Source organism: Burkholderia sp. Ac-20365, from assembly GCF_017104715.1.
Classification (GTDB): domain Bacteria; phylum Pseudomonadota; class Gammaproteobacteria; order Burkholderiales; family Burkholderiaceae; genus Paraburkholderia.
Window position 1 is genome coordinate 246569 of sequence record NZ_JAAGPI010000001.1, and the last position, 13423, is coordinate 259991.

The window sequence follows — 13423 nt, forward strand, 5'->3', positions numbered from 1 at the left end:
GCACGCGCGCGGTTGCATCGATGCAGGCGGCATCGAAAGCAATGCTGTGCACTAACGTCCGGATTTTCCAGCCTGTGAAAAATATAGCCGGATATGAGGGGCAGAAATGGAACAGGAATGGGACGCGCATTGACAGATCGCAGGGAGCGCTCAATACGCGGCCCGCAAGGCTTCGTTGGCAACGGCAAGGCGTGACGCAATCGTCTTGATCAGAAAGCGGTGAAACTGCTGCGCCGTAAGTGGATCTTCCAGTTCGAGCGCAAGCAGCGTGGACAAGGACAGACGATGCACTCGCGTCGCGGTTTCAGCGATCACATCAGCGCTGCGCACAGTCTGCGTGTACACCGCCATTTCACCGACGACGGTGCCGGGCCCGAACGAGCGCAGCCTGACTAACCGACCGTCGGCCAGCGGCAGCGACACCGCAACGCGTCCACGTTCGACGATATAGAGTGCATCGCCCGGCTCGCCGCGCAAAAAAAGCGGTTGACCGGCGTCGACATCGCGTACTTCGAGACACGCACACAACTTCTCCAGCGCGGCCGGTGTGAAATGCGGCGCGAGCGTCGCACGAAAGTCCTGTTCTCCCGGCAGATGCATGCCGGCATCCGTTTCGAGCAAGCGCTCCTCGATCCATTCGAGTCCGGCATCGAGCGTTGCGAATTCGTGGATGCGCAAATTCAGCGTGCCTGTCTTCACGAGCAGACTGCGCGAACGTGCGGGCAACGCGGTGAGCACGAGGTCCGCGCCCGCCGTCGCGCAGAGTTGCCGCAACTTGACGAACGCAATCGATACCGATGCGTCCATTCCGTTCGTCGCCGCAAAATCGAGCACGACGTAGCGCACGGGCAAACGGTCGTTTGCATCCAGCCGCTGGCGCACCCGCTGCAGAATCGAATTGGCGGTGCCGAAAAACAGAAAGCCTTGCAGGCTGATGCCGAAGAGCCGCGCGCCGGCTTCGCGCAGACGCGTCGAATCTTCGATACTTCGCTCGACCGTCGACGTACGCGTGGTCGCATCGAATTCCATGCGCACGCAACTGACGCGTCCGTATAGCAGCGCGAACATCACGCACGCGGCGATCACGCCCGCAATCACACCCGCGACCACGCCATAAAACGCGACCACAGCGAGCATGCCGGGCACGAGCGCGTACTCGTACCAGTTGAGCCGTGCATACGCGCCGACCAGCCATTGCATCATCAAGCGCAGTCCCATGAAGAGCTGCAGCCCGACCAGCACCGGCACCGGAAAGAGCGCGACCAGATCGGGCGATGCCGAGAGCACGACAAGACATGCAATGGCCGCGAACAGGCCGGCCATGCGGCTCGTCGCGCCGGCGCGTGCATTGAGCATCGAACGGTTGTACGACTGATAGCCGACCATGCCGCCCAGCAAACCGCTTGCAATGTTCGCGAGACCGGCGGCGCGCATCTCGCGGTTCAGGTCGATGTCTTCTCCGGTCGCTGCGCCGATGGCCGTCGAGTTCATCAGAATCGTGATTGCCGACGCGGACGTCACGACGAGTGTCTCCGGCAGATGCGCGCCAATCGCGGCCCAGTCGATTGCGCCGTGTGCAAGCGGTGCGGGCACGCGTAGATCCGGGAAAAGGTGAAGCTTCACGTGCGGCAGCAGCAGGCCCATGTTGCGCGCATCGTCGACGGACAGTCCCGCGACACGCAGCATCAGATAGAACAGCGCGACGCCGCAGACGAGCACGAGCGGCAACGCGGCGATGTGTTGCGATCTACGCGTGAGAACCGTCGTCAACACGCCGATAAACAGCGCAGGCATCCACGCGAGCCAGTGCAGATGCGTGAGCAGGCCGAGCGTGTGCCACTGTGGCGACGCGCCCGTCAGCACGCGAAATGCGCCTGCCAGCAACAGATAACCGGTGCCCGCCAGAAATCCGCCGACAACGGGATACGGCAGAAATTGCAGCGAGCGGCTGCGCTTCGACGAACCGATTGCGAACAGCACGATGCCCGTCAACACCGAACACAGCGCGATCGAAATCAGTACTGTCAGGAGAATGGTTTGGGGGGAACCGCCGTCGGCGCGCACGCTACTCGCGACCCCTGCCGCGACGCCCGCGAGAAACGCTGTCGCATTGCTGTCCGGTCCGGCGATGTTCAGGCGCATCGAACTGGTCAGCGCGATAACCAGTGCAGTGACGATGCAACTGATCAGCGCAGTCGGTACGCCAAGCTCTGCGTAGCGCGCGAGGTCTGCGCTGAAGATCAGCGTGCCCAGACTCATCGCGTAGCAGAGCATCACCAGCGTCGAGACGGCGCCCGCCGTCAGGTCGCCGAGCAGTCCATGAACGCGCAGCGCAGGGGTAGATTCGGACACAGAGCCTGTAGCACCTGGCTTCACGGCGCTCTCCCGGAACGCGGCGCCTGGCATAGGCCAGCAACCGCGCCCCAGTATCCGCCGCCGTTCTCACGCCTGTCAAACAGCCGGGGCGGCGGCCGCCGCATTCATCTATCGAGGTACGCCAGCGTATTTCTTAAGCGCTCAACGGAAAGCAGACCAGCGAGCGCCGCCTCGCATGCGCAGCAACCACCAGATCGATAAGATGACAGGCTGCTTCCATCTGATAGCCCGCGCTCTTTGCGGCACCTGGCAGCGTTTGACGCTAACACCCGAGGAGTCAGGCCTTGTAGGAGAACGCGTGATGAGCAAAGAGTCGAAACCAGACGACGATATCCCGCCTGATCAATCTGTCGATGCCGGCCACCGTGCCGACGATGACGCGGAGCTCGATGCACCGTTCGTGCGCAGTCATCCACGCCTTCAGCAGCTGTTTCCCATCCTCGACGAAGCTGAAATCAGCAGAGTGCGGCGCTTTGGCAGAGTGTCGCGCTATCCGGCAGGCACCATGCTTTATCGTGTTGGCGAGCGCACGCCCGGCATGTTCGTGCTGCTGTCGGGCAAGATTCGCGCGGTTGCCCGCGATGGTCTCGGCCGCGAGCAGATCATCCACACTTTCACGCGGCGCGGCGAATTCACGTCTGATGTGAACCAGTTTTCGAACAAGCCCTCGTTCGTGGATTCGTGCGTGATCGAAGACGTCGAAGCTGTGCTGGTTCGGCCCGATGATCTCAGTCCGTTGCTGATCAGCGAAGCCGAGCTTGGCGAGAAGATCATGCGCGCGCTGATTCTCAGGCGCTTCGTCGCGATGGAACGCGTGAACGGCGCCGTGCTGGTCGGCGCGGCCGGTAATGCCCGGCTGCTCGCGTTGCAGAACTTCCTGCGCCGGAACACGTATCCCAACGTCACACTCGATACGGAGCAGGATGCCGAGGCCATCGCGCTGCTCGAAAGACTCACACCGCGGCAGGATGATTTTCCGCTTGCCATCTGTCCAAACGGGACGGTGTTGCGCAACCCCGATGAAGGGCAACTTGCGTCATGCCTCGGAATCATTCCCGACTTCGACCCGACCCATACCTACGATGTGGCGATCGTCGGCGCGGGCCCGGCGGGACTGGCAGCAGCCGTTTATGCAGCGTCCGAGGGGCTATCGGTCGCGGTGCTCGACTGCCGTGCACCCGGTGGGCAGGCCGGTGCAAGCGCGCGCATCGAGAACTTTTTTGGATTTCCCACGGGTATCACGGGTCACGCTCTCGCGGATCGCGCGTTCGTGCAGGCGCAGAAGTTCGGTGCGCATATCGGCATCCCGTGCGAGGTCGAGGCGTTGTATTGCGACAGGCAGCCACCCGTTGTCGCGTTGACCAACGGCCGCCGGATTACCGCGCGTACCGTCGTCATCGCGACGGGCGCGGAGTACCGGCGGCCCGTCGTCGAGAATCTCGAGCGTTTCGAGGGCCGTGGTGTGTACTACTGGGCGACGCCGATCGAAGCGAAGCTATGTCGCAAGGAACCCGTGTTGCTGATTGGCGGCGGTAATTCGGCGGGACAGGCCATCGTGTTTCTCGCATCGCACGCCGAGCATGTGCACATGTTCATTCGCGGCGCGAGGCTCGAGGACAGCATGTCGCACTATCTGATCGAGCGCGTCACGTCGTTGCCGAACGTGACGGTTCATACGCGGGTCGAGTTGACTGCGCTTGAAGGCGCGGCGCGGCTCGAGCGGGTGCGTTACCGTGGCGCCGGCGGGATAGAAGGGAACATGACCATGCATCACCTGTTCGTGTTCATCGGCGCGGATCCCAACACGCGCTGGCTCGACACCTGCGGTATCGCGCTCGATAGCAAAGGTTTCGTGCGGACAGACATCGATCTTCCCGATGCGAACATGCTGTCGATATCGTTGCAGACGAGTGTGGAAGGTGTGTTCGCAATCGGCGATGTCCGCTCGGGGTCGACCAAACGTGTGGCTTCGGCAGTCGGCGAAGGCGCGGGAGTTGTCGCGCAGATTCAGGGGTTTCTGTCGCGGGTTTATTGAACGGCCCCGTAGGGCGAATACGAGTGGCTCTCTTCAAACCACTTGTGTTTCATTTTTGGAGATTCGCATCTTCGCTGTTGCGAATATAGATTCTATTCATTAGCCGGCGTGACATCTGATTTGACGAATAGCCTTAATCTCCATTAATTGATTACGGCGATACCCATTCATATACTCCACGCACTGCGAGTGAGTAAAGTGAGGCAGCGCGAATGGGAATCTGGCCTCACAACAAGCGTTCGCGCTGCTCGCTCACTTCCATCACAGGAGATAAGCGATGAATAGAACCTTGTTGTACTTCGGCAAATGCAGCTTCTTCGCGCTGTTTTCGCTTGTCGCTCTAGATCCCGCACTCGCTCAGGACAAACTCGTCGAAGATGCGAATACAGTCTGGAATTCGTACTTCAACAAAGGCGATGCTCACGGGCTCGCAGCGCTATACGACGAGAAAGCCATCGTTTCGCCGGGTAACGGCAAGACGGTGCAAGGGCGCGAGGACATAGAAATGCTTTTCAAGGGCTACTTCGATGCGGGTGTTCACGACCACACGACTGATGTTGTACGCGCGAACCGCATCGGCAATGTGATGTACGAGACGGCCAACTGGAGTGCTGTTCTGGAAAAGGACGGCAAGAAGACGCAATTCAAGGGCGTACTGCTAAAAGTAATGATGAAGGGCACGGACGGAAAGTGGCGAACGACTGCGCACACATGGAATGCGGAAGAGAACAAGTGAAAGATATCGGGCAGCGCCTGGTAGTTTTTATCCGTACCTTCGAGTTTCGTTTAAAAAGTGAATTCAGGCGCGTCCTATAGTGACAGGCATGTGCCTGTGACGCGGGAAGGAGGAGCGCCCGCGGACCGGAATGCTTACCGGTATGATTTTTCGGGGCAACAGTATGCCGCCAACCTGCGTATCCTCCGCGCGAACTGTCGCGCAGCTTCCGGGCCCCAGAGGGATTGCTTTCCTGGGCAATACCTTTCAGGTCAAGCCTGCGAGACTCCACCTCATATTGGAACAGTGGTGCCGCGAATATGGGCCCATATACACGTTCAGGGTGGTGGGCCGCACGTTCGTCGCGATTGCTGATCCCGTTCTGATCAATCAGGTTCTGCGTGACCGGCCAGGCACCTACCGCCGCTGGGACGTGATCGAGACCGTCTTCGATGAACTGGGCATCAATGGCGTATTTTCGACCGAGGGCGATAGCTGGCGGCGCCAACGGCAATTCGTCGCGAAGGCGCTTGATCCTGTCCATCTGCGCGCGTTCTCTTCATCGATGTGCGAAATGACGCGGCGTTTGCTGAAGCGCTGGGTGATCGCCGCTCGCGATCAGCAGCCCTTTGATATCCGTCATGATCTGATGCGCTACACAGTGGACGTGACGACAAACCTTGCGTTTGGATATGACATGGACACGCTCGAGAGCGAGGGAGAGGTGATCCAGCGGCACCTTGAAGTGGTTTTCCCGATGGTCAACCGTCGAGTCAACACGCCTTTTCCCTATTGGCACTATTTCAGACTTCCGGCGGATAGAGAACTGGATCGTGCGGTAAAGGTCGTCCACCGGCTAACGAAGGAAATCATTGCCGTCACTCGCGCACGCCTCGCGAAGCGGTCAGACGGCGACCTTATTCCCACCAATCTGCTCGAGGCGCTGCTCATGGCGCAGCACGAAGGAGAGGCACCACTAACCGATGACGAAGTGCTTGCGAACGTATTCACGATACTGTTGGCCGGGGAAGACACCACCGCGAACACAATTGCGTGGATCGTATATTTCATGTGCCGTCATCCGGACGTGCAGCGAAGAATGCAGGAGGAAGTCGATTCCGTGCTCGGTGGGGAGACAGTACTCGAAGATTACGACAAGGCTGATGCACTCACCTATCTGGACGCGGTGATGAACGAGACCATGCGGCTCAAATCTGTGGCTCCCGTCCAGGCGGTTCAGCCGAACCACGACGTCCAGGTAGGTGATATGGAGATCCCGAAAGGGACGGTCTTGTCGCTATTGATGCGCCAGGCCGGACTGCAGCAGGGTGGCGAACCGGATGCCCAGAAATTCGATCCGGACCGTTGGCTCACAGGTGCCAGTGCCGCCAGTCACCATCAGGCGGGGTTCACTCCGTTTGGCTCGGGACCACGCTTGTGCCCGGGACGCCGGCTCGCCGTGATGGAAGTGAGGTCGGCAGTCGCAATGCTGTGCCGAAACTTCAACGTGTTGCCCGTCGAAGGTGCATCCGAGGTGAATGAAGTCTTTGCATTTTCAATGGTGCCGGAGAACCTGCGCATTGCGCTCAGTCCACGGTGCTACTGAACGGCTCTCGCATCCGGATCTGCCCACTCGCGACGATCTGGGCAAGCGGAACCGGTTTCCCAAACAGAAACCCCTGCACCTCATCGCAACGCTCTTCGATCAGCGGGAGCAACTGATCATGCGTCTCGATCCCTTCTGCCAGAACGGGAACACTAAGACTTTTTCCTAGTGCAAGCACCGCGCGAATAATTGCCTTTGCCTGATCGCTTCTGGCCAATTCACACACGAAGCTCCGGTCCAGCTTGATACGGTCAAAGGAAAAAGACTGCAAGGTGCCCAGAGACGAATAACCAGTGCCGAAATCGTCCAGCGCAATGCTGACTCCCAGCGCCTTGATTTCCCCAAGCGTCTGCAGCGCCCGCTCACGGTCCGCGAATATGATCGATTCTGTCAATTCGAGTTCGAGCCGATCGGGACTCAGCCCGGACTCCCGCAATGCATCGACGACGATCCTTGGCAGATCACCACTCGATAATTGCGCGGCAGAAAGATTGACCGCGACCCGGTACGGCGGATCCCACGTCGCAGCATGTTTGCATGCTTCAAACAGAACCCACTCGCCAATCGTGTTGATGAGACCATTTTCTTCCGCCAGCGGAATGAACTCGGAAGGCGGGATGAAGCCCCGCTCAGGATGCTGCCATCGCAACAACGCCTCATACCCGACGATCTCACCCGTCAACAGGGAGGTCTGTACCTGATAGTAAATTTGCAGTTGCCTGTTCGTCACAGCGTCGCGCAACGCGGCGACCAGAGCACGACGCGCGCGGACCAGTTCGTCCATGACGGGTTCATAAAAGCAGATCGCGTGGTGCGGGTCGGCTTTCGAGCGATACATCGCGAGATCGGCATTGTTCTGAAGCGCATCGAGGTTCTGCGCATTGTCCGGGTACATGGCCACACCGATGCTTGCACCGGGTGTCACTTCCCAGTCATCGTACTGAACCGGCCGGCTCGTTGCGCTTTCTATTCGTGCAAGGAAATCAGTCAGCTGATCCGGGTCAGTGTAGCGACGAACCCCGACGAACTCGTCGCCACCCACACGTGCCACGAATTCGCCGGGGCGCAGTACTTTGGTTATTCGCGACGCAATGATCCGGAGTACTTCGTCGCCGGCCTGATGCCCTTTCGAATCGTTGATTTCCTTGAAGCGGTTAAGGTCGATCGCGACGAGCGCAAGCCGGTCCCTGCCCTGTTTGAGTTGCGCGACTTCGACATGGAGAAAGTCGATAAGCCTCGCGCGATTCGGCAATCCCGTCAGAACATCGCTCAAGGCCATCTGCCGAAGGCGTTCGACTGAATCATTGCGCGTGCGGTCTTCGATCATATAGCTGACGACGCCCGTTCCGACGATCACGAAGGCCATGCAGCTCACGGCAAGCGCCAGCGCACTGAAGTGAGCAAAATCGCCAGCGGTCACCGCGTTCTGAAGCGGCTCGACCTTGAACGCAGTCATGCCGATGAAATGAAGCGACGCGATAGCGAGAACCAGCAGCGCTGTACTGCCTGTTTTTGCGCGCGTTCCATCGAGGCCTGACACGTGAAGCGCGGCGGCTGAAAAGACAACTGCGCAAATACCGGACACCACTACATAGGTTGCATTCCAGAAAGCAATGCCACGTACTTCATACGCGGCCATTCCGGTGTAGTGCATCGCCGTAATCGTCAGGCCGAGTACCATCCCGGCGAATAGCGGCGCCTTGCAGAGCCGTCTGTATCCGGCAAGATTGAAAGCGGCGAGGCTGCCGATCAACGCGATCAGTAGTGAGGCGATCGTCATCACGGGGTCGAAGTCGACGGGAACCCTCGGCCGAAACCCGAGCATGGCGACGAAATGGGTACACCATATAGCCGCGCTCGCGCACACAGCCGTCAGGAATTGCCAGCCCAGACGTTGAGGCAATAGCGCTTCGCTTGACGCGCGGAGATACAACCGGATCGTGATCCACGATCCGACAACGCAAATAAGTACTGCCAGCAGCACGAACCAGGGGTTGTGTTCGAACGCGATGCATCCAAGGAGGGAGATCATGTTGTTAGCCTTTCATTCTTCCCGCTTGCGCGAAGTACTTTCTGAATTGATTTCCGATCATGCTTCGGCGCGATAGAACATGGACTGCAGGTGCTGCCAGTCCAGGGTGCAGCCCAACCGGTCGCCAAGTTCGGCAAGCCATTCAGCCGGCCCCGTTTGCGCCGATTCGAGATTCTGTGCGATAGACAGCAACGCGCCGAGGCGTCCTCCACAATGCAGGATCGCAGTGCGCAGGGTTGTACTCAGCGGCAGTCGCTCAATAAAGTCGCGGGCTTCGACGCCATGGGGTACATGTACGAGCGACAGCAAAGCCGTGAGATACGCATGCTGCTGGAATTCACGATCGCCAGGGTCGACGTCTCGCGCCAGGCGCTCGGCAAAACGGGCACGCGTCAATACCATCTGGATGAGCGGATCGCTCTCGAAGCTGGCCAGCGTGGTGCCGCCATACAACAGCACACAGCACCAGCGCGTCAATTGCCTGAGACCGACCAGAGAGAGCGCGTGTCTGATCGAAGAAATGCCCTGGCGCTGTGCGCGAGGCTGATGCGCCGCATTCGCGAGTCGCAGGATCTGCACGGTCAACGCAGGTGACGCGCGCAATTCTCTTTCGATCTCCTCGATCCGGCTATCCCGCATTGCGAGGTCCAGGAGCCTGATGATGACGGCTGTCGGCGCGCAGAGTTGCCGTCCCGCGAGCGGTTCGGGATGAAGAAAGTAGAACCCCTGGAACAGATCGCAGCCGGCTGTCTGCGCGTCATCGAAACTATCGCGTGTTTCGATTTTCTCCGCGACCACGATCTTTCCAGCCCGCCTGAAACCCGCCACAAGCTCGCGCCGCTCGCCCGCCGTCAACGCACGCCAGTCGAGTTTGACGATATCGATGTGCGGCAGAAAGCCGGCGACGGACTGCGACTGCATGTGAACATCGGTGAGTGCGACCCGAAAGCCCTGCTTGCGCAAGACGTCGCATCGGTGGCCGAGCGCATCGGAGTGCTGCGTGCAGGCGGACAGTTCGAGTACGGTCTGTTGCGCCGGCAAGATATCGAGGAGGTCGCTATCCAGGAACGAGTCCGTGCAGTTCAGATAGCCATCCATGCCTTCCAGCACATTGTCCAGGCCGATCGCTCCGAGCGCGCGCTGAACGACGGATACGGTCCAGAAGAAACCCCGATCCGTAGCCACATTGCTGGCAATCGGAGCGGGGCGGAACAGGAGTTCATGACCTACCCGCTCGCCGTTCCGATTCATGATCGGTTGCCGGGCGAGAAGGGTGTCAGGTTCGGGCGTGTGTGCTTGTGCCGTTGCCGTCATAGCGGATTCTTGAGTCAGATCAGGGTCTCTGCCGGCGACGCCAGAATGAATCGATCGACGACACGCTTCAGGCGCGCCGTCTGATCCTTCAGGCTATCCGTCGCGGCGGCGCTCTGTTCGACGAGCGCGGCGTTTTGCTGGGTGACTTCATCGAGTTGCTGGACAGCAGCACAGACCTGCGAAATGCCACCCGTCTGCTGCCCACTGGCGAGCGAAATCGTCGCAATCAGATCGCTGACCTGTTGTGCACGCGTGACGACTTCTTCGATGCTGCTCTTCGTGTCCGCTACGAGATTCACACCCGCATCGACCCGCCCCGCGCTGTCCTGAATGAGCTTTTCGATTTCCTTGGCTGCGTTCGCCGAGCGCTGTGCGAGCAGACGAACTTCCGTCGCGACCACCGCGAAGCCACGGCCCTGTTCGCCCGCGCGTGCCGCTTCGACGGCTGCATTCAGGGCGAGCAGGTTGGTCTGGAAGGCAATGTTGTCGACCACGGAACTGATGATGGCGATCCGCTCCGAAGCCTGAGAGATGTCCTTGATGGTTTCGACCACGCGTCCCACCGCATTACCGCTTGCGGCAGCAACCGATGAAGCCGTGTGAGCCAGATGCGTCGCCTGCTCGGCGGTGTGCGAGGTGTCCCGGACGGAATCCGTGATCTGCGCAATCGACGATGCCGTCTGTTGCAGACTCGTCGCCTGCTGTTCGGTGCGCTGGCTGAGGTAACCGTTGCCCAACGCGATTTCCGCCGACGCACTCGCGATCGACGTGGCGACTGCGCGGACCTCTTCCATCGCCGACGCCGTCTTCAGCACGGCCTGCTGGAGTGCACGAGCGGTCGGCGCGCTCACGGGAAGATGCCGGACGTCTAGGCAGATCACGCCATTGCGGTCCATGTTTCTGACGATCGACAGCAGGTCCGATGCTTCGATAGCAGCCTGCCTGAGCCGCAACGCCATATAGATTTCCGTCCCGGTCTGCGCAGCGACGTAGCCGGCATGCACGACCATCATCCAGAGGCTGGGCCTGGTCGTGCAATAGACGTTGTAGCTGAGCGCCTGCAGCCGGTCGAATACGAAGTGATGCACGACGAACAACGCCGCGCACAGTATCAGCACGGTGTAGTCGCGATAGACCAGCAGCAGACCGAGCAGTACGAACACGCCGAAGTGATACTCGACGGTCCCGCGTCCGAGCTGGATATGCAGGGCGACGAGGCACACATTGACGACCGTCAGCGTCACGCGCGAAGCAAGCGTGGCCCGCGCCGCGAAAAAGGCGATCGACGCGACGACGAGTGCGATGGCAGCGACGGGCAGCGCGAGATCGAGCGACCCGTAGTATTCGCCGATCACGAGCGCCGCGATACAGGAGGCGAAGGTGGTCGCGTACATCACGACATCGCCGGTTCTGGAAATGCCCAGAAGGACAGGATCATTCTGGCGATGATCGGGAGAAGCAACCATCTTTAACTCACGTAGAAATTGCCGGAAATACGGGCAGGTCTGAGGGCTATTGCAGCGTATGTGTATACGGTTCCCCAGCATACTGACGCCGTAAATGTTTTATCGGCAGATTTAAGTTGTTTCTTAAGGGACGAATTGAAGTAAGGTTTCGTAATGAATAATCGGAAGGATTAACGGCGTCTACCGGACATGGTTAATGCTGGCGTGGGGTTCAGGGATGTTGTTTTGTCTTGTAAATGAATCACTTATTTTTAAATAGGTAGTATTGAAGCCACATTTAATGCGGTGATCGGTTACCGGATGAAGCGGGATCGGACTGGAACAAAACCGTCACGCGAGTTTTAAAACTCTGCTCACGAAAACGCGCAAACGTTTGAATTGGGGTAATCCCGCGCAAGTTACGTCTAAATCGGCATTCGGAATAAAGTTTCGCGCGATCTGTCGATTTCCGGTCAGGCCGACCGTCGTTTCAGTGAAGCCAGGCAACAGGCCTGTTCATACTCCGTCACGCGAGCAAGGAGACACCATGACTCAGTATCTGGTTGCGATTCACCACCCCGACGACTACGACCCGTCCATTGCAGAAGACGAAGCGATGCACCGCGATATCGACGTGCTCAACGATGAAATGGTGGCCGCTGGTATCAGGGTTTTCGTCGGCGGCCTGCACCCGGCGAGCAGCGCGAAGTCGCTGCGAGCACAACCGGATGGCGGCGTAAGCGTCACCGACGGGCCGTACCTGAAGACCAAAGAGCATGTAGGCGGTTTCTGGGTGCTGGAAGCCGCTGATCTGGACGAGGCGCTGGCGTGGGGCCGCAAGGCCGCCATCGCGTGCCGGGCGCCCGTCGAGGTGCGCGAGTTTCATCCACCTGTCTAGCGTCACTCACGCGAAGACATGCTCCGATTCCCGAGATAACCGGAAGTTATCGCCCTTAAAGCAGCTTTCATTATTCAAGCGCGCCCCGTTTCCCTACATTGTGCGGCAGACGCAATGTAGCTCAGTCAACTGGAAACGAGGAATCACGATGAAATTGCTGCGATATGGCGCGCCAGGTCACGAAAAGCCCGGCATTCTGGACCGTAACCGTTTGATCCGCGATCTGTCGGGCGTCATCGACGACGTCGCGGGCGCGGTGCTGTTGCCCGAGTCGCTGGAGCGGCTGCGCCAGATCGATATCGAGTCGCTGCCCATCGTCTCGTCAGAAGAGCGCATCGGCGCGTGCGTGGGCCGTATCGGCAAGTTCATTTGCATTGGCCTGAACTACGCGGACCACGCGGCCGAATCGAATCTGGCCGTGCCCAGCGAGCCCGTCGTGTTCGGCAAATGGACGTCGGCCGTCGTCGGCCCGAATGACGACGTGCGCATTCCGCGCGGCTCGCAAAAGACCGATTGGGAAGTCGAACTCGGCGTGGTGATCGGCAAGGGCGGCACGTATATCGAAGAAGCCGACGCATTGAGCCACGTCGCGGGTTATTGCGTTGTCAACGATGTCTCCGAGCGCGAATATCAGATCGAACGCGGCGGCACGTGGGACAAAGGCAAGGGTTGCGACACGTTCGGCCCGATCGGCCCGTGGCTCGTCACCGCCGACGAAGTGCCCGACCCGCAGCGCCTTTCCCTCTGGCTCGACGTGGACGGCAAGCGTTATCAGAACGGCAATACGAGCACGATGATCTTCAACGTCGCGCAGATCGTGTCGTATCTGAGCCGCTTCATGAGCCTGCAACCCGGTGACGTGATCTCGACGGGCACGCCGCCTGGCGTCGGCATGGGGCATAAGCCGGAGCCCGTGTATCTGCGCGCGGGACAGGTGATGCGCCTTGGCATCGAAGGTCTTGGCGAGCAGCAGCAACGCACCGTCGCTGCATAACAGGAGCG

General features: G+C 59.6%; 9 protein-coding genes. 5 read left to right on the forward strand and 4 right to left on the reverse strand.

What is annotated here, in order from left to right:
* Positions 1–150: 150 nt before the first annotated feature.
* A complete protein-coding gene (locus G3O01_RS01000; protein WP_346779136.1) occupies positions 151–2376 on the reverse strand; it encodes a SulP family inorganic anion transporter in 2226 nt (741 codons plus the stop codon).
* Between the two features lie 301 nt (positions 2377–2677).
* Between G3O01_RS01000 and G3O01_RS01005 the strand changes: the two genes are divergently transcribed.
* The 3 genes from G3O01_RS01005 (at position 2678) to G3O01_RS01015 (ending at position 6732) form a co-directional block, all read left to right on the forward strand.
* Positions 2678–4411: an FAD-dependent oxidoreductase gene (locus G3O01_RS01005; protein WP_205802575.1), complete on the forward strand. Its 1734-nt coding sequence runs from the start codon at positions 2678–2680 to the stop codon at positions 4409–4411.
* A gap of 277 nt (positions 4412–4688) precedes the next feature.
* Positions 4689–5147 (forward strand): SgcJ/EcaC family oxidoreductase, encoded by a 459-nt coding sequence (locus G3O01_RS01010; RefSeq protein WP_205802576.1) that lies wholly within the window; start codon positions 4689–4691, stop codon positions 5145–5147.
* A 163-nt stretch (positions 5148–5310) separates the two neighbouring features.
* Positions 5311–6732 carry a cytochrome P450 gene (locus G3O01_RS01015; protein WP_241023601.1) on the forward strand — a complete coding sequence of 474 codons (1422 nt, stop codon included), beginning with the start codon at positions 5311–5313 and terminating at the stop codon, positions 6730–6732.
* Here the strand turns inward: G3O01_RS01015 and G3O01_RS01020 are convergent.
* The 3 genes from G3O01_RS01020 to G3O01_RS01030 form a co-directional block, all read right to left on the reverse strand.
* Positions 6713–8764, reverse strand: a complete 2052-nt coding sequence (locus tag G3O01_RS01020; RefSeq protein ID WP_205802578.1) for a bifunctional diguanylate cyclase/phosphodiesterase — start codon at positions 8762–8764, stop codon at positions 6713–6715. The genes G3O01_RS01015 and G3O01_RS01020 overlap by 20 nt on opposite strands.
* A 57-nt stretch (positions 8765–8821) precedes the next feature.
* On the reverse strand, positions 8822–10015 hold the full coding sequence (locus G3O01_RS01025; protein ID WP_205802579.1) for an EAL domain-containing protein: 1194 nt from the start codon (positions 10013–10015) through the stop codon (positions 8822–8824).
* A gap of 77 nt (positions 10016–10092) precedes the next feature.
* Positions 10093–11544 carry a methyl-accepting chemotaxis protein gene (locus G3O01_RS01030; protein WP_205802580.1) on the reverse strand — a complete coding sequence of 484 codons (1452 nt, stop codon included), beginning with the start codon at positions 11542–11544 and terminating at the stop codon, positions 10093–10095.
* 526 nt (positions 11545–12070) lie between these two features.
* On the opposite strand from G3O01_RS01030, the gene G3O01_RS01035 reads away from it, so the two are divergent.
* The gene (locus tag G3O01_RS01035) at positions 12071–12421 is read left to right on the forward strand and encodes a YciI family protein (protein ID WP_205802581.1); all 351 of its coding nucleotides are present in this window, start codon (positions 12071–12073) and stop codon (positions 12419–12421) included.
* 148 nt (positions 12422–12569) lie between these two features.
* Positions 12570–13415: an ureidoglycolate lyase gene (locus tag G3O01_RS01040; protein ID WP_205802582.1), complete on the forward strand. Its 846-nt coding sequence runs from the start codon at positions 12570–12572 to the stop codon at positions 13413–13415.
* Positions 13416–13423 lie beyond the last annotated feature (8 nt).